21 protein-coding genes and 3 tRNA genes are annotated in these 25,660 nt (G+C 73.8%); 15 read left to right on the top strand and 9 right to left on the bottom strand.

The annotated features are described in order from the left end of the window. Positions 1-113: 113 nt before the first annotated feature. From ACQY0Z_RS13205 to ACQY0Z_RS13185, 5 genes are all read left to right on the top strand, one after another. Positions 114-1,583: an acyl-CoA synthetase gene (locus tag ACQY0Z_RS13205; protein ID WP_189901696.1), complete on the top strand. Its 1,470-nt coding sequence runs from the start codon at positions 114-116 to the stop codon at positions 1,581-1,583. Further along, a complete protein-coding gene (locus ACQY0Z_RS13200) occupies positions 1,576-2,934 on the top strand; it encodes a carboxyl transferase domain-containing protein (protein ID WP_439812300.1) in 1,359 nt (452 codons plus the stop codon). Before ACQY0Z_RS13205 ends, ACQY0Z_RS13200 begins: the two co-directional genes overlap by 8 nt. 243 nt (positions 2,935-3,177) lie before the next feature. Next, entirely contained in the window at positions 3,178-4,215 is a 1,038-nt protein-coding gene (locus ACQY0Z_RS13195) for a rod shape-determining protein (RefSeq protein ID WP_189901700.1), read from the top strand. A 232-nt stretch (positions 4,216-4,447) separates the two neighbouring features. Next, the gene (locus ACQY0Z_RS13190; protein ID WP_189901702.1) at positions 4,448-5,119 is read left to right on the top strand and encodes an ANTAR domain-containing protein; all 672 of its coding nucleotides are present in this window, start codon (positions 4,448-4,450) and stop codon (positions 5,117-5,119) included. Between the two features lie 66 nt (positions 5,120-5,185). Continuing rightward, the gene (locus ACQY0Z_RS13185; RefSeq protein WP_189901704.1) at positions 5,186-5,356 is read left to right on the top strand and encodes a hypothetical protein; all 171 of its coding nucleotides are present in this window, start codon (positions 5,186-5,188) and stop codon (positions 5,354-5,356) included. 39 nt (positions 5,357-5,395) lie between these two features. Here ACQY0Z_RS13185 and ACQY0Z_RS13180 read toward each other — a convergent pair. The 3 genes from ACQY0Z_RS13180 to ACQY0Z_RS13170 all read right to left on the bottom strand — a co-directional run bounded on the left by ACQY0Z_RS13180 (position 5,396) and on the right by ACQY0Z_RS13170 (position 5,800). Beyond that, a tRNA-Ile gene (locus ACQY0Z_RS13180) sits at positions 5,396-5,472 on the bottom strand. 177 nt (positions 5,473-5,649) lie between these two features. Continuing rightward, positions 5,650-5,722, bottom strand: a tRNA-Asn gene (locus ACQY0Z_RS13175). Between the two features lie 5 nt (positions 5,723-5,727). Further along, a tRNA-Asn gene (locus ACQY0Z_RS13170) sits at positions 5,728-5,800 on the bottom strand. A 170-nt stretch (positions 5,801-5,970) separates the two neighbouring features. On the opposite strand from ACQY0Z_RS13170, the gene ACQY0Z_RS13165 reads away from it, so the two are divergent. The 4 genes from ACQY0Z_RS13165 (at position 5,971) to ACQY0Z_RS13150 (ending at position 11,543) form a co-directional block, all read left to right on the top strand. After that, positions 5,971-6,276, top strand: a complete 306-nt coding sequence (locus ACQY0Z_RS13165) for a YtxH domain-containing protein (protein ID WP_347226052.1) — start codon at positions 5,971-5,973, stop codon at positions 6,274-6,276. Between the two features lie 38 nt (positions 6,277-6,314). Next, entirely contained in the window at positions 6,315-7,766 is a 1,452-nt protein-coding gene (locus ACQY0Z_RS13160; RefSeq protein ID WP_189901708.1) for a xylulokinase, read from the top strand. A gap of 115 nt (positions 7,767-7,881) precedes the next feature. Beyond that, the gene (locus tag ACQY0Z_RS13155) at positions 7,882-9,615 is read left to right on the top strand and encodes an ABC transporter transmembrane domain-containing protein (protein WP_189901709.1); all 1,734 of its coding nucleotides are present in this window, start codon (positions 7,882-7,884) and stop codon (positions 9,613-9,615) included. Then, positions 9,615-11,543: an ABC transporter ATP-binding protein gene (locus ACQY0Z_RS13150; RefSeq protein WP_254587927.1), complete on the top strand. Its 1,929-nt coding sequence runs from the start codon at positions 9,615-9,617 to the stop codon at positions 11,541-11,543. The genes ACQY0Z_RS13155 and ACQY0Z_RS13150 overlap by 1 nt, the downstream gene beginning before the upstream one ends. Positions 11,544-11,592: 49 nt before the next feature. Here ACQY0Z_RS13150 and ACQY0Z_RS13145 read toward each other — a convergent pair whose 3' ends face one another. The 5 genes from ACQY0Z_RS13145 to ACQY0Z_RS13125 form a co-directional block, all read right to left on the bottom strand. Next, positions 11,593-12,888 (bottom strand): RNA polymerase sigma factor, encoded by a 1,296-nt coding sequence (locus ACQY0Z_RS13145; protein WP_254587928.1) that lies wholly within the window; start codon positions 12,886-12,888, stop codon positions 11,593-11,595. A gap of 136 nt (positions 12,889-13,024) precedes the next feature. After that, positions 13,025-14,950, bottom strand: coding sequence for a DNA primase (dnaG, locus tag ACQY0Z_RS13140; RefSeq protein ID WP_347226055.1), 1,926 nt, complete (start codon positions 14,948-14,950; stop codon positions 13,025-13,027). A 148-nt stretch (positions 14,951-15,098) separates the two neighbouring features. Then, positions 15,099-16,364 carry an NAD(P)/FAD-dependent oxidoreductase gene (locus tag ACQY0Z_RS13135; RefSeq protein ID WP_439812299.1) on the bottom strand — a complete coding sequence of 422 codons (1,266 nt, stop codon included), beginning with the start codon at positions 16,362-16,364 and terminating at the stop codon, positions 15,099-15,101. 101 nt (positions 16,365-16,465) lie between these two features. Then, positions 16,466-17,773 carry a deoxyguanosinetriphosphate triphosphohydrolase gene (locus tag ACQY0Z_RS13130; protein WP_189901718.1) on the bottom strand — a complete coding sequence of 436 codons (1,308 nt, stop codon included), beginning with the start codon at positions 17,771-17,773 and terminating at the stop codon, positions 16,466-16,468. A 49-nt stretch (positions 17,774-17,822) separates the two neighbouring features. Further along, positions 17,823-18,623, bottom strand: coding sequence for a sirohydrochlorin chelatase (locus ACQY0Z_RS13125; RefSeq protein WP_439812298.1), 801 nt, complete (start codon positions 18,621-18,623; stop codon positions 17,823-17,825). A 188-nt stretch (positions 18,624-18,811) separates the two neighbouring features. Here ACQY0Z_RS13125 and ACQY0Z_RS13120 point away from each other — a divergent pair, with 188 nt between their 5' ends. From ACQY0Z_RS13120 to ACQY0Z_RS13105, 4 genes are all read left to right on the top strand, one after another. Then, positions 18,812-19,516 (top strand): SanA/YdcF family protein, encoded by a 705-nt coding sequence (locus ACQY0Z_RS13120; protein WP_254588587.1) that lies wholly within the window; start codon positions 18,812-18,814, stop codon positions 19,514-19,516. Positions 19,517-19,552: 36 nt separating this feature from the next. Next, on the top strand, positions 19,553-19,801 hold the full coding sequence (locus tag ACQY0Z_RS13115; RefSeq protein WP_019523206.1) for a hypothetical protein: 249 nt from the start codon (positions 19,553-19,555) through the stop codon (positions 19,799-19,801). Continuing rightward, positions 19,798-20,199: a hypothetical protein gene (locus ACQY0Z_RS13110; protein ID WP_028961267.1), complete on the top strand. Its 402-nt coding sequence runs from the start codon at positions 19,798-19,800 to the stop codon at positions 20,197-20,199. The genes ACQY0Z_RS13115 and ACQY0Z_RS13110 overlap by 4 nt, the downstream gene beginning before the upstream one ends. Positions 20,200-20,310: 111 nt before the next feature. After that, on the top strand, positions 20,311-22,422 hold the full coding sequence (locus ACQY0Z_RS13105; RefSeq protein WP_439812297.1) for a molybdopterin oxidoreductase family protein: 2,112 nt from the start codon (positions 20,311-20,313) through the stop codon (positions 22,420-22,422). A gap of 28 nt (positions 22,423-22,450) precedes the next feature. Here ACQY0Z_RS13105 and ACQY0Z_RS13100 read toward each other — a convergent pair whose 3' ends face one another. Continuing rightward, entirely contained in the window at positions 22,451-24,097 is a 1,647-nt protein-coding gene (locus tag ACQY0Z_RS13100; protein ID WP_189901726.1) for a M4 family metallopeptidase, read from the bottom strand. A 199-nt stretch (positions 24,098-24,296) separates the two neighbouring features. Here ACQY0Z_RS13100 and ACQY0Z_RS13095 point away from each other — a divergent pair, with 199 nt between their 5' ends. Both ACQY0Z_RS13095 and ACQY0Z_RS13090 read left to right on the top strand, forming a co-directional pair. Continuing rightward, a complete protein-coding gene (locus ACQY0Z_RS13095; RefSeq protein WP_189901728.1) occupies positions 24,297-24,704 on the top strand; it encodes a gamma-glutamylcyclotransferase family protein in 408 nt (135 codons plus the stop codon). A gap of 306 nt (positions 24,705-25,010) precedes the next feature. Continuing rightward, positions 25,011-25,556 carry a hypothetical protein gene (locus ACQY0Z_RS13090; protein ID WP_189901730.1) on the top strand — a complete coding sequence of 182 codons (546 nt, stop codon included), beginning with the start codon at positions 25,011-25,013 and terminating at the stop codon, positions 25,554-25,556. The last annotated feature ends 104 nt before the right edge of the window (positions 25,557-25,660 follow it).

Below are 25,660 nucleotides of genomic sequence, written 5' to 3'. Positions count from 1 at the left end.
TGGACCCGGCGGACCTCGACGCACCCCGGCCGCCCATGCGGCGGTCAGCGACGACAGCGACGACAGCGACGACAGCGACGACAGCGACGACAGCGACCCAAGGAGTACGACGCGTGTCCTCTCTCTTCCCGGCCCTCACCGACGGCCCGGCCGGCGGCTCCGCCGACCGTCCCGCGCTGCGCTTCGGCGAGCGCTCACTGACGTACGGGGAACTCGCCGCCGCGGCCGGCGCGGTGGCCGGGGACCTCAAGGGGGTGCGCACGGCCGCCGTGTGGGCCACGCCGGCCCTGGAGACCGCCGTCGCCGTCACCGCCGCGCTGCTCGCCGGGGTGGTCGTGGTGCCGCTCAACCCGAAGTCGGGCGAGCGGGAGCTGGACCACATCCTCGGCGACAGCGCGCCGGACGTGCTCCTCACCGCGCCCGGCGTCCCGCTGCCCGACGCTCCGGCCGCCCTGCCCCGCGTCGACGTGGACCCGGCCCGCGGCGCCGACCCGGGCTCGGCGCCCGACGACCGGGAGCGCGACCCGGAGGACCCGGCCCTGATCGTCTACACGTCCGGCACCACGGGCCCGCCGAAGGGCGCGGTGATCCCCCGCCGTTCGATCGCCTCGACGCTGGACGCGCTCGCCGACGCCTGGCGGTGGACCGACGCGGACGTGCTGGTGCACGGGCTGCCGCTGTTCCACGTGCACGGCCTGGTCCTCGGCACCCTGGGCCCGCTGCGGCGCGGCGGGTCGGTGCGCCATCTGGGCCGGTTCACCACCGAGGGCGTGGCCCGCGAGCTGAACTCCGGCGCGACCATGCTGTTCGGCGTGCCGACGATGTACCACCGCATCGCGGAGGCGCTGCCCTCCGAACCGGACCTCGTACGGGCCCTGTCCGGCGCCCGGCTGCTGGTGTCGGGCTCGGCCGCGCTGCCGGTGCACGACCACGAGCGGATCACGGCGGCGACCGGCGCCCGGGTCGTCGAGCGGTACGGCATGACGGAGACGCTGATGAACACCAGCGTCCGCGTCGACGGCGAGACCCGCCCCGGCTCGGTCGGCGTGCCGCTGCCCGGCGTCGAACTGCGCCTCGTCGAGGAGGACGGCGCCCCGGTGGCGTCGTTCGACGGCGAGACCGTGGGCGAGATCCAGGTGCGCGGGCCGAACCTGTTCACCGAGTACCTCAACCGCCCCGACGCCACGGCGGAGGCGTTCACCGCGGACGGCTGGTTCCGCACCGGCGACATGGCGGTCCGCGACCCGGGCGGCGACGTCCGCATCGTCGGCCGCAAGGCCACCGACCTGATCAAGAGCGGCGGGTACAAGATCGGCGCGGGCGAGATCGAGAACGCGCTGCTGGAGCACCCGGGCGTGAAGGAGGCGGCGGTCACCGGGGAACCGGACGCGGACCTGGGCGAGCGGATCGTGGCATGGGTGGTGCCGGCCGACCCGCAGTCCCCGCCCGGCCTGGCGGAGCTGGCGGACCATGTGGCGGCGCGCCTCGCCCCGCACAAGCGGCCCCGGGTCGTCCGCCACCTCGACGTGCTGCCCCGCAACGACATGGGCAAGATCATGAAGCGGGCGCTGGCCCATGGCTGACCGCCCGTCGGCCCGCGAGGCCCTCGCCCTGGCCACCGACTCGTTCGAGGAACTGCCGTACTCCGCACGGAAGTCCGCGCCGGACGGCCCGCTCGGCTGGCCCGGCTACGACGGGTCCCGCGCCCGCGCCGCCGCACGCACCGGCGAGGACGAGTCGGTGGTCTGCGGGGTCGCGGACGTCGAGGGCACCCGGGCCGTGCTGATCGCGTTCGAGTTCGGCTACCTCGGCGGCTCCCTCGGCGAGGGCACCGGCGACCGCCTGGAGGCGGCGTTCGCGCACGCCATGGCCCACCGGCTGCCGATGGTGTCCCTGGTCGCCACCGGCGGCAGCCGGATGCAGGAGGGCATGCTCGCCCTGACGCAGCTTCAGCGGGTCGCGCGGGCGTCGGCGCGGGCCCGCGAGGCACGCCTGCCCCAGATAGCCGTCCTGAGGGACCCGACCACCGGCGGCGGCTGGGCCACCCTGGGCGCGGGCGCGGACGTGGTGCTCGCCCTGCCCGGAGCGCAGGTCGGCTTCGCCGGCTCCCGGGTCCGCCCGCCGGACGCGGACCCGACGGCGTACACGGCGGAGGCGCAGGTCGCGGCGGGCGCGGTGGACGCGCTGGTCCCGCCGGAGGAGCTGCGCACCACCCTCGGCCGCTGGCTGCGCCTGCTGACCCGCCCCTCCTCCGACCCGGCCCCGCCACCGCACGCGCTGGGCGTCCCGGACCTCCCTTCCACCGGCTGGGACGCGGTCCGCCGCGCCCGCGCACCGCACCGCCCGCGCGCCACGGCGTACCTGGACGCGTACTTCACGTCCCGCGTCCAGCTCTCCGGCGACCGCTGCGGCGGCGCCGACCCGGACGGCATGCTCTGCGGCTTCGGCGACCACCAGGGCCGTACGGTCGCCTACGCGGCCCAGACCGGCACGGCCACCCGCCCCGCCGGCTACCGCACGGCCGCCCGCCTGGTCCGCCTCGCCGACCGCCTGGGCATCCCGGTCCTGACCCTGGTCGACACCCCGGGCGCGGCCAACGACGCGGACGCGGAACGCCAGGGCGCGGGCGCGGCCATCGCCGGCCTCTTCGCCGCCGTCGCCGCCGCCCGCACCCCGCTGACCACCCTGGTCATCGGCGAGGGCGGCTCGGGCGGCGCCCTGGCCCTGGCCGCCCCGGGCAACACCTGGGCCACCCCGGACAGCTACTTCTCGGTGATCGCCCCGGAACTGGCGACGGCGATCCTGAAACGCCCTCCGACGGAGGTGGAACCCACGGCGGACGCCCTGCGGATCAGGCCGCAGGACCTGGTGGAACTGGGGGTGGTGCAGGGGATCGTGGGGCCCGAGGGCGGTGAGGCGGAGGGTTCCTGCTGAGACGTCGGCAAGGGACCTGCAGGGCCGTCAGCCCGCGCCTCTCGCCCACCGCGGACGGTGTCCTGAAGCGCTGTCAGTCCACTCCCGCCGACCTGACGCGATGTGAGCCACGCACCCCCCCACCCCCCATTCAGCGGCCCCTCGCCCGGCCCCCCAGAAAAGGCGCCTTCCCCGCCCTGCGCGCACGATGCGAAGAGGCCCGCCGCCCGGCGGGCGCAGGCCGCGCACTCGGGAGGAACTGCCGTGACCGCCAGTCTGGAGCAGCTGCGCCGCTGCCACTTCGCCGTCGACCTGGGCGCGGCCCGCACCCGGGTGTACGTCAAGGGCGCCGGCCTCGTCGTCGACCAGCCGTCCGTCGCCGCCGTGAACACCCGTACCGGAGCGCTGATCGCGGTCGGGGAGTTCGCGGAGAAGATGACCGGGCGTACCCCCGACTACATCCGCGTCGTCCGGCCGGTGACCGGCGGGACCGTCGTCGACATCGAGATGGCGCAGCGGATGCTGCGTCAGCTCATCGGCGACCGCACCCGCCGTGCCCTGCGCCGCAGGCCCCGGCTGCGCGCGGCCGCCTGCACCCCGCACGACGCCGACCCGCTGGCGCAGCGTGCCGCGATCGAGACGCTGGTCGGGCTCGGGGCCCGCCGGGTGGAGCTGGTGGACACGCTGATCGCGGCGGCCGTCGGCTGCGGGCTGCCGGTGGAGCGGCCCGAGGCGACCATGATCATGGTGTGCGGGGCGGCGGCCACCCAGGTGGCCGTGCTGTCGCTCGGGTCGATCGTGCGGGCCGAGCGCATCCCGGTGGGCGGTGAGGCGGTGGACGCGGCGATCGTGCAGCACCTGCGGCACCAGCACGAGCTGATGCTGCCGAGCCAGTCCGTACGTCCTCTTCAGCTGGCGCTGGAGGGGAACGGGCTGACGCCGGAGGGGCCGAAGGTCACGGAGATCCACGGCCGGGACGTCGCCACCGGCCTCGCGCGCTCGGTGAAGGTGGACACGGCGGCGGTGCGGCGGGCCATCCAGACGCCGCTCACCGCGGTGCTCGACGGCATCGGCAAGGTGCTGCGGGACTGCCCGCCCGATCTGGTCGCCGACCTGGCCGACCGGGGCATCATGATGGTCGGCGGCAGCGCCCTGCTGCCGGGTCTGGACCAGATGCTGCGTCAGGCGACCGGCATGCCGGTGCACATCGCGGAGCAGCCGGAGCTCTGCGCCGTGGAGGGGCTCGGCGCCATGCTGGAGGGCCGTATCGCCCCCCTGGTGCTGGACCCCCTGGGCGCCTGAGGCGCACCTCGCCGCCTCGCCCTCCCCCACTCGGGCCTGTCCGCAGCCGCGCGGACAGGCCCGCGCACGTTACCGGCCGTTCCCGCGGAGCGGTGTGTACCGCGGCCCAGGGTGGGCAGGCGCATCCGCAGCGCAGCAGTACCGTGCGCAGCCTCTCGTGCGGGTGCCGGCGGCGGCCGGGGCCGCCGGGACGGCCCGGCCGGCCACCCACGAGCACCGACAGGGCGGTGACATGACTTCCGCGGCTTCGTTCCCCCCGGGACGGCAGGACACCTTGGTCATCGGCGGTCGCATGGACGCGGACCGGGCGCTGCTCACCCCGCGCGGGGAGCTGGTCCGCGGCTGCGCCCAGATGCTGGCCGAGAAGCTGGCGGAGCTGCCCGCCGGGACGGCGCGGGTCGACCTGGACATGAGCGGTGTGCACTTCATGGACACCGCGGGTCTGGAGTTCCTGGACGTGCTGCGCGAGCACGCGCGCCGGCGGTCCATGCCGGTCACCACGGGCCGCTGGAGCGGCCAGCCGCGCCGCATCCTGGAGCTGGCCGGGCTGGACACCACGGACCCGCTGCGCTCCCCCGCGCCGCGCCCCTCGCCCGCCGGGTCGGCGGTGGCGCTGGAGCGCGAGGAGCGGCTGCACCTGCTCCAGGAGGAGGTCGAGCAGCTGCGGCAGGCGATCGCGTCCCGCCCGGTCATCGACCAGGCGCGGGGCATCCTGATGGCGACGTACGGCTGCTCCTCGGACGAGGCGTGGCACATCCTGCGGGAGGCGTCGCAGCTGTCCAACACGAAGCTGCGGACCGTGGCGGAGTCGCTGACGGCGTGCGCGGAGGCGGAGGGCGCTCCCCCGCCGCCGGAGGTGCGCACGGCGCTGGCCCGCGCCCTCGCCCGGCGCGCCGCGCGGTGACATCGCCGCCGGCGGGGTACTCGTAGTCGCCGTAAGCGGCGGGCCCCGCGACAGGGAGGCGGCACGATGAGCGAGCACACTCCGTCCCAGGCCGAGGGCGACCGGGACGACAGCGAATGGACCACCCCCGACGTGATGCACACCACGCCGTCGCAGGCGGAAGGGGAACGTGACCCGTCGGACGCGCCGACGCCGTCCGACGAGAACGCCGAACGGGGGACGCACGGGGGCGGATGACCCCGGTGCGGGAGGCGGTTCCGGAGAACCGTGAGTGGGTGGTGGGGCGGGTGGGACTCGAACCCACGGCCGACGGATTATGAGTCCGCTGCTCTAACCGGCTGAGCTACCGCCCCATGACGGCGTGTCGCGTACATGTGTGCGCGCCGTCTGCCGCAGCATAGCCGCTCATACGATCTCCTGCTTCGGATGGTCGGCTGCGTACGGCCCTGTTGACCTTGAAGACAGCGCCGCGCCGCGCGCGGTTCCACCGGACATGAAAAAGGACCCCGTAGGGGTCCTCGTTCAGCATGCTCCCCCGACTGGACTCGAACCAGTAACCTGCCGGTTAACAGCCGGCTGCTCTGCCAATTGAGCTACGGAGGACCGAGCTCCCCCGACTGGACTCGAACCAGTAACCTGCCGGTTAACAGCCGGCTGCTCTGCCAATTGAGCTACGGAGGAATGCCTCGTTCTGCATCGAACGCATCCGCCTGGGTATTCGCCAGGGGGCGCGCGCTCGCTGCGACACATACATTAGCGCAAGCAGGGGGGTGCTCCGCCAATCGGTACTCCCCGGCCCGTCGCCGCGCCGGAGACCCACGCAGACTGGAACAACGGGAAGGGTGGCCGCCATGCGATACCGGCTCACGTTCGTCGCCGGAGCCGTCCTGGGTTACGTGCTGGGCACGAAAGCCGGGCGGGAGCGCTACGAGCAGATGAAGAGGACGGCGCTGCAGCTGGCGCAGAACCCCGCGGTGCGCAACACCGCGGAGACCGCGGCCCAGCAGAGCCGTGAGTTCGCCGACAAGGCCTACAACGTGGTGAGCGACAAGGTCGGCGACCGTATGCCCGACTCGGTCGCGCAGCGGGTCCACGCCCTGCGGGAGCGCGCCGCCCACGGGCCGGCCGAGGACGACTGGGGCACGAGCAACACCTGACGGACGCCGCACCTCTCCCCATGCGGCAAAATCGCCGTATGGGGATAGTCGCCGGGCTGGACAGTGCGCCCGATTTCACTCGCATCGTCGTCTGTGACACGGACACCGGGGCCGTGCTCAGGCAGGGGTACGCCCCGCACCCGGTGCAGGGTCCCGACGCCGGCCGCTCCTCGGACGTCGACCCGCAGGCCTGGCTGCTGTCCCTGGGCGAGGCCGCGAGCGGCGGCCTGCTGGAGGGCGTGCAGGCGATCGGGGTGTCCGCGCAGGCGGGCGCCCTGGTCCCGCTGGACGCGCAGGGCAACACGGTCCGCCCGGCGATGACGGGGGGCGACAAGCGCGCGCAGGTCGCGGCGGCCGATCTGGTCGACGCGCTCGGCGGGCGCGAGGCGTGGGCGCAGGCCGTGGGCTGTGTGCCGGGCGCCGCGCAGCCGGTGACGAAGCTGCGCTGGATGGCCCGTACGGAACCGGAGAACGCCGCCCGCACCGCGGTGCTGCTGCAGGCGCACGACTGGCTGGTGTGGCAGCTGCTGGGCCGGCCGGTGCGCCGGACCACGGACCGGGGCGGCGCCTCCGGCACCGGCTACTGGGCGGCGGCGACCGGCGGTTACCGTCCCGACCTGGTGGAGCTGGCGCTCGGGCACCAGGCGATGCTGCCCGAGGTGATCGGCCCGGCCGACGCGGCCGGCACCACCCCCGAGGGGCTGATGATCTCCGCCGGCACGGCGGACACCATGGCGGCGGCGTTCGGACTCGGCATCGGGCTCGGCGACGCGGTGGTGTCGCTGGGCGCGTCCGGCTCGGTGATGGCCGTGCACCCCGAGCCGCTGGTCGACGGGCGCGGCATGATCACGTCGCTGGCCGACGCCACCGGCATGCATCTGCCCGTCGTCACCACGCTGAACGCGGTGCGCGCGCTGCGCGGCACGGCGGAACTGCTGGGGTTGCCGGACCTGGAGAGCCTGTCCGACCTGGCGATGAAGTCGACGCCGGGAGCGCACGGTCTTGTGCTGCTGCCGTACCTGGAGGGCGAGCGCACCCCGAACCTGCCGCACACCGCCGGGACCCTCGCGGGGCTGCGGCGGGAGTCGATGAAGCCGGAGCACCTGGCGCGGGCGGCGTTCGAGGGGATGCTGTGCGGGCTCGCGGACGCGCTGGACGTGCTGCGCGGCCGGGGCGTGGAGGTGCGGCGGGTGTTCCTGCTGGGGCCCGCGGCCGAACTGCCCGCCGTGCAGGCGGCGGCGCCCGCGCTGTTCGGTGCGCAGGTGGTCGTGCCGCAGCCCGCGGACTACGCGGCGACGGGCGCGGCCCGGCAGGCGGCCTGGGCGCTCGGCGTCTCGCAGGGCACGCTCGATCCGCGGACCCCGCCGGTGTGGCCGGGTCCGGTGGCGCAGGTGCTGGACCCGGGCGAGGAGCTGGCGGTGGGTCAGGCGGTGCGCCAGCAGTACGTGGCGGTGCGGGAGCAGACGCACCCGGGGGCGTTCCAGCAGTAGCCAAGGGGTGGCGCGCCGAGGTCCGTAAATGGGTTGAGGTAACGCGGGTGGAGTGTTCGACGATAGGGGCCACGGGCAACCGATCGGCCCCTTCGTCCACTCCGAGAGATGCAGCGTGCTCATACGACTTCTACGTGACCGCCTACGGCCCTACAGACAATCACTCGTTCTTCTGGTGGCCCTGCAGTTCCTGCAGACCTGCGCCACGCTCTACCTGCCCACGCTGAACGCCGACATCATCGACAACGGTGTCGTCCAAGGTGACACGGGTTACATTTTGGGCTACGGCGGACTGATGATCGGCATCTCGCTGGCGCAGGTCGTCTGCAACGTCGGCGCCGTGTACTACGGGGCCCGGACCGCGGCGGCCCTGGGGCGGGACCTGCGCGCCGCGGTGTTCGACCGGGTGCAGTCCTTCTCCGCCCGGGAGGTGGGTCACTTCGGGGCGCCGTCGCTGATCACGCGGACGACGAACGACGTCCAGCAGATCCAGATGCTCACCCTGATGACGTTCACCCTGATGGTGTCGGCGCCGATCATGTGCGTGGGCGGTGTGGTGCTGGCGCTCGGTCTGGACGTGCCGCTGTCCGGGGTGCTGGTCGCGGTGGTGCCGGTGCTGGGCGTCTGCGTGACGCTGATCGTGCGCCGGCTGCGGCCGCTGTTCCGCACCATGCAGGAACGGCTGGACACGGTGAACCGGGTGCTGCGCGAGCAGATCACCGGCAACCGGGTCATCCGCGCGTTCGTGCGCGACGCGTACGAGCAGCGGCGGTTCCAGGGGTCCAACACCGAGCTGACCGATGTGTCGCTGCGCACCGGCAATCTGCTCGCGCTGATGTTCCCGGTGGTCATGACGGTGGTGAACCTGTCGTCGATCGCGGTGGTGTGGTTCGGCGCGCACCGCATCGACAGCGGCGGGATGCAGATCGGCGATCTGACGGCGTTCCTCGCCTATCTGATGCAGATCGTCATGTCCGTGATGATGGCCACGTTCATGTTCATGATGGTGCCGCGCGCCGAGGTGTGCGCCGAGCGCGTCCAGGAGGTGCTGGACACCTCCTCGAGCGTGGTGCCGCCCGGCGCTCCCGTCACCGAGCTGCGCCGGCACGGGCATCTGGAGCTCCGGGGCGCGGGCTTCCGCTACCCGGGCGCCGAGGAGCCGGTGCTGCGGGCGGTCGACCTGGTGGCGCGGCCCGGCGAGGTCACCGCCGTCATCGGCTCCACCGGAAGCGGCAAGTCCACGCTGCTGGGGCTGGTGCCGCGGCTGTTCGACGCGACCGAGGGCGAGGTGCTGGTCGACGGGGTGCCGGTGGCGGACGTCGACCCGGCGCTGCTCGCGCGGACCGTCGGGCTGGTGCCGCAGAAGCCGTACCTGTTCGCGGGCACGGTGGCGACCAATCTGCGCTACGGCAATCCGGACGCCACGGACGAGGAACTGTGGCACGCGCTGGAGGTCGCGCAGGGCAAGGAGTTCGTGGAGCGTCTCGAGGGCGGGCTCGACGCGCCGGTCGCGCAGGGCGGGACCAACGTCTCCGGCGGCCAGCGCCAGCGCCTGGCGATCGCCCGCACACTGGTGCAGCGGCCGGAGATCTACCTCTTCGACGACTCCTTCTCCGCGCTCGACTACGCCACCGACGCGGCCCTGCGCGCGGCGCTCGCGCGGGAGACGGCCGAGGCGACGGTGGTGATCGTCGCCCAGCGGGTGGCGACCATCCGCGACGCCGACCGGATCGTGGTGCTGGACGAGGGGCGCGTCGTCGGCACCGGGCGGCACCACGAGCTGATGGCGGACAACGAGACCTACCGGGAGATCGTGCTCTCCCAGCTGACGGAAGCGGAGGCGGCCTGATGGCGGGGCCAGGGGGCCGGATGACGGCGGGGGTCGCTCCCGGCCAGCGGTCGATCGACTTCAAGGGTTCCGGCAAGCGGCTGCTCGGCCGCTTCGGGCCGGAACGCCTCACCATGTACGGGCTGCTGGCCTGTGTCGTCGTGAGCGTGGGGCTCAGCGTGGTCGGGCCGAAGATACTCGGCCGGGCCACCGACCTGGTGTTCGCGGGCATCGTCGGCCGGGACATGCCGGAGGGCGCCACCAAGGAGCAGGTGCTGGAGTCGATGCGGGAGCGCGGCGACGACCAGGTCGCCGACATGCTCCGCTCCACGGACTTCACACCGGGTCAGGGCATCGACTTCACCGCCGTGGGGCACGTGCTGCTGCTGGCGCTGGCGGTGTTCGGCGCGGCGGGGCTGTTGATGGCGGTGGCGACGCGGCTGGTGAACCGGGCCGTGAACCGCACGATGTTCCGGATGCGCGAGGACGTGCAGACGAAGCTGTCGCGGCTGCCGCTGTCGTACTTCGACAAGCGACAGCGCGGTGAGGTGCTCAGCCGGGCCACCAACGACATCGACAACATCGGGCAGACGCTCCAGCAGTCGATGGGGCAGTTGATCAACTCGCTGCTGACCATCATCGGCGTGCTGGCGATGATGTTCTACGTCTCGTGGATCCTGGCGCTCGTCGCGCTGGTGACGGTGCCGCTGTCGTTCGTCGTCGCCACCCGGGTCGGCAAGCGGTCGCAGCCGCACTTCGTGCAGCAGTGGCGCTCCACGGGCACGCTCAACGCGCACGTCGAGGAGATGTACACCGGGCACGCCCTGGTGAAGGTGTTCGGGCGGCAGGAGGAGTCGGCGCGGAAGTTCGCCGAGGAGAACGAGGCGCTGTACGAGGCCGGGTTCCGGGCGCAGTTCAACAGCGGGGTGATGCAGCCGCTGATGATGTTCGTGTCGAACCTCAACTACGTGCTGGTCGCGGTCGTCGGCGGGCTGCGGGTGGCGTCCGGGTCGCTGTCCATCGGGGACGTGCAGGCGTTCATCCAGTACTCGCGGCAGTTCTCGATGCCGCTGACGCAGGTCGCGTCGATGGCGAACCTGGTGCAGTCGGGCGTCGCCTCCGCGGAGCGGGTCTTCGAGATCCTCGACGCGGAGGAGCAGGAGGCCGACCCGTCGCCCGCCGAGCGCCCGGAGGAGCTGCGCGGGCGGGTGGAGCTGGAGCACGTGTCGTTCCGCTACGACCCGGAGAAGCCGCTGATCGAGGACCTGTCGCTGACGGTCGAGCCGGGCCGCACGGTCGCCATCGTCGGCCCGACCGGCGCCGGCAAGACCACGCTGGTCAACCTGCTGATGCGGTTCTACGAGGTGTCCGGCGGGCGGATCACCCTGGACGGGGTGGACATCGCGCGGATGACGCGGGACGAACTGCGCGCCGGGATCGGCATGGTGCTGCAGGACACCTGGCTGTTCGGCGGCACCATCGCGGAGAACATCGCGTACGGCGCGTCGCGCGAGGTCACCCGGGAGGAGATCGAGGAGGCGGCCAGGGCCGCGCACGCCGACCGGTTCATCCGCACCCTGCCCGACGGGTACGACACCGTCATCGACGACGAGGGCAGCGGGGTCAGCGCGGGCGAGAAGCAGCTCATCACCATCGCGCGGGCATTCCTGTCGGACCCGGTGATCCTGGTGCTGGACGAGGCGACGAGCTCCGTGGACACGCGGACGGAGGTGCTGATCCAGAAGGCGATGGCCCGGCTGGCGCACGGCCGCACGTCGTTCGTCATCGCGCACCGGCTGTCCACGATCCGCGACGCGGACACCATCCTCGTGATGGAGAACGGCGCGATCGTCGAACAGGGCGCGCACGACAAGCTGCTGGCGGCGGACGGGGCGTACGCCCGGCTGTACAAGGCGCAGTTCGCGCAGGCGGTGGCGGAGGTGGACTGAGGGTGAGGGGTGCCGGAGACGTGTCTCCGGGTCTCCGGCACCCCGCCGACTAGTCCAGATAGCCGCGCAGTTGATCGGCGTAGGCGTGGTCGCGGAGCTTGTTGAGGGTCTTGGACTCGATCTGCCGTATCCGCTCGCGGGTCACGCCGAAGAGGCGGCCGATCTCCTCGAGGGTGCGGGGGCGGCCGTCGACCAGTCCGTAGCGCAGCTGTACGACCTTGCGTTCGCGCTCCCCCAGGGTGGACAGCACCGCGTCCAGGTGCTGACGCAGCAGCAGGAACGCCGCCGACTCCACGGGGCTGGCGGCGTCCCCGTCCTCGATGAGGTCGCCGAGGGCGACGTCGTCCTCCTCGCCCACGGGCGCGTGCAGCGACACCGGTTCCTGGGCCAGCCTCAGCACCTCGCCCACCCGCTCGGGCGGCAGGTCCAGATGGGCGGCGACCTCCTGCGGCGTCGGCTCGTAGCCGCGCTCCTGGAGCATCCGCCGCTGCACGCGCACCACGCGGTTGATCAGCTCCACGACGTGCACCGGCACGCGGATGGTGCGGGCCTGGTCGGCGAGGGCGCGGGACATGGCCTGCCGGATCCACCAGGTGGCGTACGTCGAGAACTTGAAGCCGCGCGCGTAGTCGAACTTCTCGACGGCGCGGATCAGGCCGAGGTTGCCCTCCTGCACCAGGTCGAGCATGGTCAGCCCGCGCCCCACGTACCGCTTGGCCACGGACACCACGAGCCGCAGGTTCGCCTCGATCAGCCGGCGCTTGGCCATACGGCCCATGACGACGAGCCGGTCCAGGTCGTGCGCGAGCCGGCTGTCCAGGTCGGGGGTGAGCCGCAGCTTCTCCTCGGCGAACAGCCCGGCCTCCACCCGGCGGGCGAGCTCCACCTCCTCGGCGGCGGTGAGCAGCGGAATGCGTCCGATCTCCCGCAGGTACTGGCGGAACAGGTCGGAGGAAGGACCGCCGGTCTCGGGCCGCACCCGCGGATCGACGGGCGGCTCGGCCGGCTCCACGACGTCCGGCGGCCCGGCCTCGACGGGGTCCTCCGCCTGCGCGGGCGGCTCGGGACCGGTCCCGGGACGCTGTCCGACGCGGGTCTGCGCGGGCATTCCCAGCAGCAGATCCGCGTCCGGCGCTGCGCCGACGACCTCGCTGTCGCTCTGGGTGAGGGTCTGGGTCTGCACGGGGGCGACCTCCAGGATGATCGCTGCCTGGGGGTGGGGCAGCGGTACTTCAGGGGCGGAGTCGACGGCCTCGCCGCTGTCCGTCCCGTACGCGATGAGCGGAACCGCGGGGGTGTGCGACCCGTCACCGACGGGCCGGCCGCGCTCCGAGGACTCAGGCACCGCCCCCCAGTGTGGGGTACGACACATCGTCCCCACGAGGGGCGTGCGATGACTTTTTGCATCCGCCCGGTCACCGCGCGGTCATCCGGAGGGGTCAACCCCCTCGGAGCGGGGCGTGTTCGCAGGAGAAGGGTGCCTAGAGCGCTGCCGCGCCGTGTTCGCGGAGGGCCTGGTCGTACTGCTGGAGGACCCAGAGTTCGTTCTGGACGGCGGCCAGTTCGCTCGGGTCGCCGTGGTTGCCGAGGCGGGTGAGGCGGCTGGTGATGTCGCGGATGCGGCGTTCGACGGCGCGGCGGCGGACCGTGACGAGCTGGGCGCCCGCGTAGGTCTCGTCGGCGTCCTTGACGCCCCGGTGCAGCATGATCGCCTCGACCGCCAGCTCCGTGACCATGGCGCGGACCGTGTCGTCGGGGGCCGCGTCGCGGACGCGGATCAGGTATTCCTGCGGGTCCTGGACGCCGTACTCGGCGCCGCCCGCGTCCAGGATCGCCTGGCGCACGGCCGCGTAGGGCGGGGCGGTGAACTCGTCGACGCCGTACGCGTCGAAGGCCGGCGAGACCAGCTCCGGGCGCTGGAGGGCCAGCTTGAGCAGCTCGCGCTCGGTCGCGAAGACCGGGTTGCGGAGGTTCAGGGCGGGGCCGCGCGGGGCGGCCGGGGCCGCCGCGTACTGCTGGGGGCCGCCGCCTCCTGGACGGCCGCGCTCCGGGGCCGGGCCCTTGCCGCCGCGGTCACGGGCCCAGCGGGCGAGCTGGGCGACCCGCTTGACCACGAACTGCGTGTCCAGGATGCCGAGCATCCCGGCGAGCTGGACGGCGACCTCGTGCTGCGCGCCGCTGTTCTTGATCCGGGCGACGACCGGCGCGGCCTCGTCCAGGGCGGCGGCGCGCCCCGCCGGGGTGTCCAGGTCGTAGCGGCTGACGATCTGGCGCAGCGCGAACTCGAACAGCGGGGTGCGCGGCTCGACCAGGTCGGCGACCGCCTCGTCGCCCTTCGCGAGCCGCAGGTCGCAGGGGTCCATGCCGTCGGGCGCGATGGCGATGTACGTCTCGGCGGCGAACTTCTGGTCGTCCTCGAAGGCGCGCAGGGCCGCCTTCTGCCCGGCCGCGTCGCCGTCGAAGGTGAAGATCACCCGCGCCGAGCCGTTGTCCATCAGCAGACGCCGCAGGATCTTGATGTGGTCGGTGCCGAACGCGGTGCCGCAGGTGGCGATGGCCGTGGTCACGCCCGCGAGGTGGCAGGCCATGACGTCGGTGTAGCCCTCGACGACGACCGCGCGGGAGGACTTCGCGATGTCCTTCTTCGCCAGGTCGATGCCGTAGAGGACCTGCGACTTCCTGTAGATCGCCGTGTCGGGCGTGTTGAGGTACTTCGGGCCGTTGTCCGCCTCGTACAGCTTGCGGGCGCCGAAGCCGACGACGTCCCCGCCGATGTCGCGGATGGGCCACATCAGCCGGCCCCGGAACCGGTCGATCGGGCCGCGGCGGCCCTCCTGGGCGAGCCCGGAGAGCACCAGCTCCTTGTCGCTGAAGCCCTTGCCGCGCAGGAAGCGCGTGAGGTGGTCCCAGCCCTGGGGGCTGTAGCCGACGCCGAAGTGCAGGGCGGCGGCCTGGTCGAATCCGCGCTCGGCGAGGAACACCCGGCCGGTCTCCGCCTCGGGGCTGGTCGCGAGCTGCTCCGCGTACCACTCGGCGGCCAGCTTGTGCGCCTCGACCAGGCGGATCCGCTCACCGCGCTGGTGGGACGGGTTGTACCCGCCCTCCTCGTAGCGCAGGGTGATGCCGGCCTGCCCGGCCAGCCGCTCGACCGCCTCCGAGAAGGTGAGGTGGTCGATCTTCATCACGAACGTGATGGTGTCGCCGCCCTCCTGGCAGCCGAAGCAGTGGAAGAGTCCCTTGCTCGGGCTGACCTGGAAGGACGGCGACTTCTCGTCATGGAACGGACAGAGGCCCTTGAGGTTGCCGCCGCCCGCGTTCCGCAGCTGGAGGTACTCGGACACCACGGCGTCGATCGGGACCGCGTCCCGAACCGCCTTCACGTCCTCGTCGTTGATCCTCCCGGCCACGCGTGAATTCTACGGGTCGCGTCGGACATCTCCGGTCGCCGCAACCCCCTCAAAGGGGGGCGGGGGTGTGACATGTGCGGCTCCGCCGCGTGGGCGCGACCAGCCACAACGCAGCCGCACCCGCGCCGCGACAGCTCCCGGCACCCCCTTAGGCGACAAGCCCCTCAAGCGGCACGTGCGGATCAGCCAATGCCTCCGTGTCCACAACCTCCCGCGACCGGATCAACGCCTGGATCGGACCCGTGACGTCCCACACATTCACATTCATCCCCGCCAGAACACGCCCCTCCCGCACCCAGAACGCGATGAACTCCCGCTTCCCCGCGTCGCCCCGGATGACCACCTGGTCGTAGGACCCGGGCGGCGCCCACCCCGAGTACTCCATGCCCAGGTCGTACTGGTCGGTGAAGAAGTACGGGACGCGGTCGTAGATCTCGTCCCGCCCCAGCATGGACCGTGCCGCCGCAGGCCCGCCGTTCAGCGCGTTCGCCCAGTGCTCCACCCGCAGCCGCGTCCCGAACAGCCCGTGCGGGAAGGACGCGACGTCCCCCGCCGCGTAGATGTCCGGGTCGGACGTCCGCAGACGCTCGTCGACGAGGACGCCCCCGCCGGACGCGGGGTCGGCCAGCTCCAGGCCCGCCGCCTCCGCGAGGGCGGTCCGCGGGGCCGCGCCGATCGCGGCGAGCACGGCGTGCGCCGGGTGCTCCTCGCCGTCGTCGGTGCGGGCGGCGAGGACCATGCCGTCCTGGCCGGTGATCTCGGTGAGCGAGGCGCCGAAGTGGAACCGCACGCCGTGCTCGCTGTGCAGCTCGGCGAAGAGCGCCCCGAGTTCGGGGCCGAGCACCGAGTGCAGCGGGGTCGGCCCCCGGTGGACGACGGTGACCTCGGCGCCGTAGTGCCGGGCGGCCGCCGCGATCTCCAGGCCGATCCAGCCCGCGCCGGCGATCACCAGGTGGCCGTTGTCCCGGCCGAGGGAGGTGAGGACGCCCTTGAGGCGCTCGGAGTGGGCGAGGCGGCGCAGGTGGTGGACGCCGACGAGGTCGGTGCCGGGGATGTCGAGCCGGCGGGGCTCCGCGCCGGTCGCGAGCAGCAGCTTGTCGTAGCGGACGGTGGTGCCGTCCTCGCCGAAGCGGACGGTCTTCGCGGCGCGGTCGAGCGAGGCGGCGGTCGCGCCGAGGTGCAGTTCGACGTCGTGCTGCGCGTACCAGGCGGGCTCGTGCACGAAGACGCTGCCGCGCTCCGACGAGCCGAGGAGGTAGCCCTTGGAGAGCGGCGGGCGCTCGTAGGGGTGGTCGCGTTCGTCGCAGATCAGTATCACGCGGCCGGTGAAGCCCTCCGCTCTCAGCGTCTCGGCCGCCTTGGCGCCGGCCAGGCCGCCTCCCACGATGACGAAAGTCTGATCCGCGTCGACCACGTGAATGCCTCCTTCGAGCGTTGCCACCAGCGAGCCTCCCGCAAGCGGAGGGCTGCGGGAAGGGGGAGTGACCCGATCAGGCCACCTCTCTCACGTCTGCCTCACGTACGGGCCGTGAGCCGGGCGTGCAGCGAGCGGGCGGAGGCGTCCGTCAGGGAGGCGATCTGGTCCACGACGACCCGCTTGCGGGCGCGGTCGTCCGGCGCCCGGTCGAACAGCGTGCGGAACTGCGGGTCCAGTCCCTCGGGCGCGCGGGCGGTCAGCGCCTGAGCCAGCTCCAGCACGACGACGCGCTGGTCGGCGCGGAGCCGCTCCTGCTCGGCGCGCTGCATGACGTACCGGTCGGCGACGGCCTTGAGGACCGCGCACTCCATGCGGGTGGAGCGGGGGACGACCAGCTCGGCCGCGTACCGGGTGAGGCGGCCGCCGCCCCAGGCCTGCCGGGTGGCGCCCTCGGCGGCGAGGCAGAAGCGGCCGATGAGCTGGCTGGTGGCGTCCTTGAGGCGGGCCTGGGCGACGGCGGTGCCGTCGTAGCCGTGCGGCCACCACTCCTGGGCGAGCAGCCGGTCGAGGGCCTCCGCCAGTTCGGCGGGGTCGGTGTCCGCCGGGACGTACCGGCCGACGGCGACCGCGAAGACGGCGTCGCGCTCGGGGTCGGCGTGCAGGCAGTTGGGGTCGATGTGGCCCGCGTGGAGGCCGTCCTCCACGTCGTGGACCGAGTACGCCACGTCGTCGGCCCAGTCCATGACCTGCGCCTCGAAGCAGGTGCGGGTGCCGGGGGCGTCCTTGCGGAGCCACTCGAAGACGGGGCGGTCGTCGTCGTAGACGCCGAACTTCACGGAGGCCGGGTCGGTGGGGTGGGCGCCGCGCGGCCAGGGGTACTTGGTGGCCGCGTCGAGGGTGGCCCGGGTGAGGTTGAGCCCGACGGAGCCGTCGGGGGTGAACCGCTTGGGCTCGATGCGGGTGAGCAGCCGCAGCGACTGGGCGTTGCCCTCGAAGCCGCCGCAGTCGCCGGCGAACTCGTTCAGCGCCTGTTCGCCGTTGTGCCCGAAGGGCGGGTGGCCGAGGTCGTGGGAGAGGCAGGCGGCCTCCACCAGGTCGGGGTCGCAGCCGAGGGCGGCGCCCAGCTCCCGGCCGACCTGGGCGCACTCCAGGGAGTGGGTGAGGCGGGTGCGGGGGCTGGCGTCCCACACCTGGCTCTGCTCGCCGGGGGTGACGACCTGCGTCTTGCCGGCGAGGCGGCGCAGCGCGGCGGAGTGCAGCACGCGGGCCCGGTCGCGCTGGAAGGCGGTGCGGCCGGGCCGCTTGTCGGGCTCGGCGGCCCAGCGCTCGACGGCCGACGGGTCGTACCCGGCGGGCGGGAGGTGGTGCGCGGACGGGTCGGTCGTGCCGGTCGTGATGCCTTCCATGACCCGACAGTAGCCCCGGCCGGTGACATCCCGGACACCGGTGGCCGTGTCAGGCGGTCGCGAGGGCGGCCGGTCCGGTGACCGGGGCGGCGGTCCGCAGTGCCTGGTCGTAGCGGTGGAGGAGGAGGCGGGCCATCGCGGGGTGGGTGCCCAGCGGGTCGGAGACGGTGCCGGGGGCCGCGTCCGCGCACTCGGCGGCGAACCGGCCGGGCGCGGTGAAGCAGGAGGCGACGGCGACCCGGGTACGGCCGCGGGCGGCGAGGGCGCGGACCGCCTCGAGGACGGTGGGCGCGGCTGCGGAGGCGTAGGCGGGGACGACGGGCACGCCGATGCGGGCGGCGAGCAGGGCGGCGATGCGCTCGGTGTCGGCGCGGGAGGCGGGCGCGCGGGACCCGGCGGCGGCCAGCACCACGGCGCCGCGGCGGCGCTCCTCGGCGTCCCGGGGCGGCTGCCAGCCCGCCTCGGTGAGCCGGGCGTGCAGGGCGTCGACGAGCAAGGGGTGCGCGCCGAGCGGGTCGGCGACGCGGGTGGGCAGGGGCGCCTCGGCGGCGGCGTCGGGGATGTCCCGGGTGACGTGGTGGCCGCGGCCGAACAGCAGCGGCACCAGTACGGCCGAGCCGGCGCCGGACGCGGCCAGCTCGTCCAGGGTGTCGGGGAGCAGCGGGGCGTTCAGCTCGATGTGCCCGAGGTGCACGGGCAGACCGGGGCGCAGCGCGCGGACCCGCTCCAGCAGCCGCAGCGCGGTGGCCAGGGCGCGCGGGTCGCGGCTGCCGTGGGCCACCACGACGAGGGTGGGGGGCGGGGCGGCCGGGCGGGGCCGGGCGCCGGGGTGCATCGGGTACGCCGTCATGCAGCGAGCGTGACCGGGCGAGGTTGCCCTGCCGTTGCGCCGGGGTCACGGGTGTTTGCGGGGTGTTCACGCGGGGGCGAGGGGCGGTGTGAGGCGACGGCCGCCGGTGAGGCCGGTCACAGAAGGCGAACCGGAGGTGCCTGCCGCACGTCTACCGAGTCATGGACCGACCCGGGGGAGGCCGTCCCATGCGCCGTATCACCGTCCGCCGTCCACGGCTGCCGCGCACCCGTGCGGGACAGCGGCGGCTGGTGCAGGCCCTGGCGGCGGTGTGCGTACTGGCACTGCTGCCGGCGACCTGGCTGCGGCTGAGCACCGGCGACCGGCTGCGCACCGTCGCCGACGTGCCGCGCACCGAGGTGGCCGTGGTGTTCGGCGCGGGCCTGTGGGACGGGGAGCCGTCGCCGTATCTGGCGCACCGGCTGGACGCGGCGGCGGAGCTGTACCGCGCGGGGCGGATCCGGGTGGTGCTGGTCACCGGCGACAACAGCCGGAAGGACTACGACGAGCCGGACGCGATGCGCGCCTACCTGACCCGGCACGGGGTGCCGGACACGCGGATCGTCAGCGACTACGCGGGCTTCGACACCTGGGACTCCTGCGTCCGCGCCCGGAAGATCTTCGGGGTGGACCGCGCGGTCCTGATCAGCCAGGGCTTCCACATCCGCCGCGCGGTGGCCCTGTGCGAGGCGGCCGGCGTCACGTCGTACGGCGTCGGGGTGGACGATCGCCACGACGTCACCTGGTACTACGGCGGCGCCCGCGAGGTCCTGGCGGCGGGCAAGGCGGCGCTGGACGCGGCGTTCCGGCCGGATCCGCACTTCCTGGGGCCTCGGGAGCCGGGGGTGCGGAGGGCGCTGGCGGACGCGGAGGGGTCCGGCACGCCGGGCTGACAGCTCCCGCGCGCATACCGGAGTATGCTTTTACCCATGGCGGATACGACGCGCATCACGGTGACCCTCCCGACGGAGCAGGTCGCCGAGCTGAAGAAGCTCACCGACAACGTCTCCGGCTATGTCGCCGAAGCCGTGGCTCGTCAGCTGCGGTACCAGTTGCTCGGGGCGGATCTCCTGCGTCATCAGGAGGAGTACGGCGCCTTCACCGAGGAGGAACTGGCAGAGGCCCGCTCCCGGATCTTCGACGACACCGAGGCCGGCGGCTCGGCGAGCGCGGCGTGAGCGGGCACGTCGAGACGGTCGTCCTGGACGCCGAAGGGCTCTCCGCCTGGATCGCGCAGGACCGCAAGATCGCCGCGATGTTCCAGGTGTTCCACTCGGCGGGAGCCGACTTCGTCGTCGGAGCCAACACCATCGTCGAGGTGAGTCACGCACGGGTGAACACCGCCCGGATGCGGTGGGCGCTGTCCCGCGTCAGGGTCGAGCCGGTGACCGAGCAGGCAGCGAGAGCGGCTGCGGAGCTGCTCAAAGCGGCCGGCCTGCACGGGCACAAGTACGCGATCGACGCGACGGTGGCCGAGATGGCGCTGCGCCAGCCGGGCCCCGTGGTCATACTGACCTCCGACATCGACGACATGGCGCGGCTGTGCAGGGACCGTGTCCGGCTCGTCGGCATCTGAGGCAGGCGCGGCGGTGCCTCACCGGGGTCGTCCGGCGGCAGAGAGGTCGTCGTGTCCGGGGTGTAACAGCGGTCGGCGTGGTGCGTAACACCGGCGCCGCAGCCTGGCCGTATGCGAAACACCCTGACGTCCACGCACTGCCCCTACTGCGCGCTGCAGTGCGGCATGAACCTGACGCCGGCCGCCGACGGGCGGAGCGTCGAGGTGAGCGAGCGCGCGGACTTCCCGGTGAACCGGGGGGCGCTGTGCGGGAAGGGGCGGACCTCGCCGGCCGTGCTGTCGTCGGCCGTGCGGCTGACCTCGCCGCTGGTCAGGTCGGCGGCGGGCACGCTGGAGCCGGCCTCCTGGGAGGAGGCGCTGGACCGGATCGCCGAGGGGATCGGCGGCGCCCGCGCGGCCCACGGCTCGGACGCGGTCGGCGTGTTCGGCGGGGGCGGGCTGACGAACGAGAAGGCGTACTCGCTGGGGAAGTTCGCCCGGGTGGTGCTGGGCACCTCGCAGATCGACTACAACGGCCGCTTCTGCATGTCGTCGGCCGCCGCGGCGGGAGGCAGGGCGTTCGGCCTCGACCGCGGGCTGCCGTTCCCGCTGGAGGACATCCCGAGGACCGGATGTGTCATCCTCGTCGGCTCCAACCCTGCCGAGACCATGCCGCCGGCGCTGCGCTACTTCACCGAGCTGAAGGAGAACGGCGGCACCCTGATCGTCGTCGACCCGCGCCGCACGCGCACCGCCGAGCAGGCCGACCTGCATCTGGCGCCGCGCCCCGGCACGGACCTCGCGCTGGCCCTGGGCCTGCTGCACCTGGTCGTCGCCGAGGGCCGCACCGACGAGGAGTACATCCGGGAGCGCACGACCGGCTGGGAGGACACCCGGGCCGCGGCGATGGCGCACTGGCCGGAGTACGTGGAGCGCATCACCGGCGTCTCCGTCCCGCAACTCCGCGAGGCCGTACGGCTGTTCTGCGAGCCGGAGAACGCGATGGTGCTCACCGCGCGCGGCCCGGAGCAGCAGGCCAAGGGCACCGACACGGTGAGCGCCTGGATCAACCTGGCCCTGGCGACCGGCCGGCCCGGCCGCCCGCTGTCCGGGTACGGCTGTCTGACCGGGCAGGGCAACGGACAGGGCGGGCGTGAACACGGCCAGAAGGCCGACCAGTTGCCCGGCTACCGCAAGCTGACCGACCCCGCGGCGCGGGCGCACGTCGCGCAGGTGTGGGGCGTCGACCCCGACAGTCTTCCGGGACCGGGCCGCAGCGCCTACGAACTGCTGGACGCGCTGGGCACGGACATCCGCGCGCTGCTGCTGATGGGCTCCAACCCGGTGGTGTCGGCGCCGCGCGCCGCGCACGTCGAGGCGCGCATCCGCTCGCTGGACTTCCTCGCGGTGTGCGACGTGGTGCTGTCGGAGACGGCCGAACTCGCCCACGTCGTCCTGCCGGTGACGCAGTGGGCGGAGGAGACGGGCACCACCACCAGCCTGGAGGGCCGGGTGCTGCTGCGCCGCCGGGCGATCACCCCGCCGCCGGGCGTGCGCAGCGACCTGGAGGTGCTGCACGGGCTGGCGGCGCGGCTGGGCGGCGAGGGCAGCCCCGAGAAGCGCTTCCCGACCGACCCGGCGGAGGTCTTCGAGGAGCTGCGCCGGGCGAGCGAGGGCGGGCCCGCGGACTACTCGGGGATCACCTACCGGCGGCTCGTCGAGGAGAACGGGGTCTTCTGGCCGTGCCCCGACCAGCGGGAGACTGCCGAGGAGACCGTCCACCCCGGCACCCCCCGCCTCTTCCTCGACCGGTTCGCCACCGAGGACGGCCGGGCGCGGTTCGTGCCGGTGTCGCACCGGGCGGTCGCGGAGGAGCCCGACGAGGAGTACCCGGTGCTGCTCACCACCGGGCGGGTCGTGGCGCAGTACCAGTCCGGCGCGCAGACGCGGCGGGTGGACGAGCTGAACTCCGCCGCGCCCGGCCCGTTCGTGGAGCTGCACCCGCGGCTCGCGCAGCGGATCGGCGCGGCCGAGGGCGAGCCGGTGGCCGTGGTGTCGCGACGCGGCCGGGCGGTGGCGCCGGCCCGGATCACCACGTCGATCCGGGCGGACACGGTGTTCATGCCGTTCCACTGGGCCGGTGAGGGCCGCGCCAACACCCTGACCAACCCCGCCCTCGACCCGACGTCCCGGATGCCGGAGTTCAAGGCGTGCGCGGTACGTCTGGAGGCGGTACGCCCATGAGCGCACCGCCTCCGGAACGAACCCCGGGTCAGCCCACGCCCACCGCGCTCCAGGCGGCCGCGACCGCCTTGTGCTCGGCGCCGCCCTCGCCGTAGAGGTCCGCCGCCGCCTTCAGGGTGGCGGTGCGGGCGCCGGCGTAGTCGGTCGACGAGGTCATGTGGACCGTCAGCGCGCGGTACCAGATCGTGCCGAGCTTGGCGCGGCCGATGCCGGTGACCGTGGAGCCGTCGCAGGTCGGGGAGTTGTGGGCGACGCCGCCCAGGGTCTTCGCGCCGCTGCCCTCGGCGAGCAGGTAGGCGAAGTGGTTGGCGACGCCGGACGAGTAGTGGACGTCGAGGTCCTTGACCGACGCGTCCCAGCAGTCCGCCGACTTGCCGTCCTTGGAGGGACGGTCCATGTAGCGCAGGGCGTCCTTCCCGAAGCCGTCGCGGACGATCTCCTCGCCGATCAGCCAGTCGCCCGGGTCCTGCGCGTTGGCCGCGTGGAACTCCACCAGCGTGCCGAAGATGTCGGAGGTGGCCTCGTTCAGGCCGCCGGACTCGCCGGAGTAGGTCAGCCCGGCCGTCTTCGAGGTGACGCCGTGGGTCATCTCGTGCCCGGCGACGTCCAGGGAGACCAGCGGGCCCATCTGGGTGCCGTCGCCGTCGCCGTAGGTCATGCAGAAGCAGCGGTCGTCCCAGAAGGCGTTGTTGTAGGCGTTGCCGTAGTGGACGCGGTTGTACGAGCCCTTGCCGTCGCCGGCTATGCCCCGGCGGCCGTGCGTGTCCTCGTAGTAGTCCCAGGTGACGTTGGTGCCGTACTGGGCGTCCACGGCGACCGTGGCGCGGTCGGCGGTGGTGCCGGTGCCCCAGTGGTTGTCGGCGTCGGTGACGACGGGGGCGGGGGCGCGGATCACGCAGACGACGAGGACGCACAGGTCGGTGCCGTTGCCCGCGTCGCCGGTGTAGGTGCCGCCGCGGGTGGGGTCCTTCAGCTCGTACCCGGACGCGGTCCGCGTGGTCTCGAGCGGAACCGTGCCGCCGTACAGGGACCTGCCGTCGCCGGAGACGCTCTCCAGGCGGTCCCAGGCGTCGATGCGGGCGCCGGTGTGCGCGTCGGTGAGGACGGTGCGGGCGACCGGGTTGCCGGCGGAGTCCTGGGCGGCGGCGTCGGTGCGCCAGGCGAGGCGGGGGGCGCCGTGCAGGGCGTCGACCACCAGCTGCGGGCGGGCGGTGAGCCGGTTCAGGGTCTCGCCGAGGTGTGCGGCGCGCAGCAGGTTCGCGGCGAGGTCGGCGGCGCGGGGCGCGGCGAGGCGCGGGGAGACGGTGGGCAGGTCGATCACGGCGCGGGTGGCGCGGGTGACGTCGCGGTAGGACCCGTCGGGGGCGAGGTGCAGCACGAAGTCGCCGCCCAGCACGGGGAGTCCGCGGTAGGTGCGGTCGTAGCGGACGTGGCGGCTGCCGTCCGCGTCGACGACGACGTCGCGGACCTTCGTCCTCTGGGCGGCGGTGATGCCGAGGGCGCCGGCCTGCTCGGCCAGGACGGAGGCGGCGGCGTCGATCGCGGCGGCGCGGGTGGGGCGGTCGGCCGCGCCGGCGGTGGTGGGGGTGAGGGCGGCGGCCAGCAGGGCGGCGCCGGTGACGGCGGCCCCCGCGGCGGCGAGACGGGAACGTCGGGCATGCCGTATCGGGCTCAAGCGGTCTCCTGGAACGGGCGCCCCGACGTGGGTGGGGAGCGGGGCGGCGCGGGTGGTGCCCGCGATTCAAGTGGCGCCCCGACTGTCATGTCCATAGCGCGAATGTGGGGGTGTGTGAGGGGAGAGAATCGTTCCCGCAAGGCTCCGGTGGCACTTCCGTGCAGAGGGGCTCCGCCGACTGTCCGCGCAGGTGAAGCGAGTGAACCTCCCCTTCTTCGTCTACGGCACCCTCCGCCCCGGCGAGATCAACCACGACCGCTTCCTGCGCGGCCGCACGGCGCGTGAGGAACCGGCCCTGCTGCGGGGGGCGGTGCTGTACGAGGGGCCCGGCTATCCGTACGCCGTCGAGGGCCCGGAGGGCGAGGTGCGGGGGGAACTGGTCACCGCGCGGCCGGAGGCGTACGCGGAACTGCTGACGCTGCTGGACCGCCTGGAGGAGTACGTGCCGGGCGACCCGCGGAACCTGTACGACCGGGTGGAGCGGCCGGTCGTGCGGGAGGCGGACGGCACGGAGGTCCAGGCGTGGCTGTACGTCGCCGCACCGGCGGTCGCGGCCCGGCTGCGGGCGCGGGGGACGCGGGTGGAGGGCGGGGACTGGCGGGGGTGAGCGCGCCTGCTCCCCGAGCGGGCACCCCCGTGGGCCCTCGCCCGGTCAGCCCTTCGCCGCCCCGCCCGGCCCAATCCGCCCGCACGCCACCCCTCCTCCGCCCGTCGCACTCCTGACCTGCGGAAAGGCGCTCCCGCCCGGGAGGGCCCCGGCTCCCCTGACACCCGTTCAGCCGCCGCCCTGACGCCCCCTCAGGGAGCGGTGCGGGCGCGGGGGCACTTACCTCGGAGGAGCAGGGACGCGGTCGACGGCGGCACATGGGGGTGCCGCGGGCCGGGTCACCTCCGTGAGCTCGAGGGAGCATCGATGCGACGTACCGCCCGGCTGCTGACCGGCACGACCGGCGCCGCACTCGCCGTGGCCACCGCGGGGCTTCTCGCCTCCCCCGCGTACGCCGGGGAGGCCCCCGGCCCGTCGACCTCCGGTCTGCGGATGTACCCGTCGTCCGTCGCCCCGGGCGCGCAGGTCTCGGCGAACACCGCCGCGTGCGGCGAGGAGGGCACGGCGGCGGGCGACGCCTCCGCCGTGGGCGCGGGCCGGTTCACGCTGGCGCCGAGCACGCACGAGGGGGAGGCGATCGGGCAGTTCCAGGTGCCGCCGAGCGCACAGCCGGGGACGTACGAGATCGTCGTCGCGTGCGCCGGGAGCGGGCGCCGGGTGACCGGGGACCTCGTGGTGACGCTGACGCCCGATGCGGAACTGGTGGTCCCGCGAGGAAGCGTGAAGACGGGGGTCGGTGGCGCGCTGGGCACCGACCCCGTGCAGACCGCGGCAGGCGTGACGGCCCTCGCCGTCGCCGCCGCGGGCGGTACCTGGCTCCTGCATCGCCGGGCGAGAGGCGACGGGATCTGACGGGCATCCTCCGCTGCCCGTCCCGCTGGTACCGCAATCCCCTCCCCCTCCGGGTCCGACGCCCCTCGCGGCCCGGAGGGGGCACGGGGCCGACTCGAGGTGAG

It is taken from the genome of Streptomyces sp. P9-2 (assembly GCF_051903975.1).
Taxonomy (GTDB): domain Bacteria; phylum Actinomycetota; class Actinomycetes; order Streptomycetales; family Streptomycetaceae; genus Streptomyces; species Streptomyces cellulosae.
The sequence above is the reverse complement of the archived record's forward strand: the minus strand, read 5'-3'. Positions and strand labels throughout refer to the sequence as shown.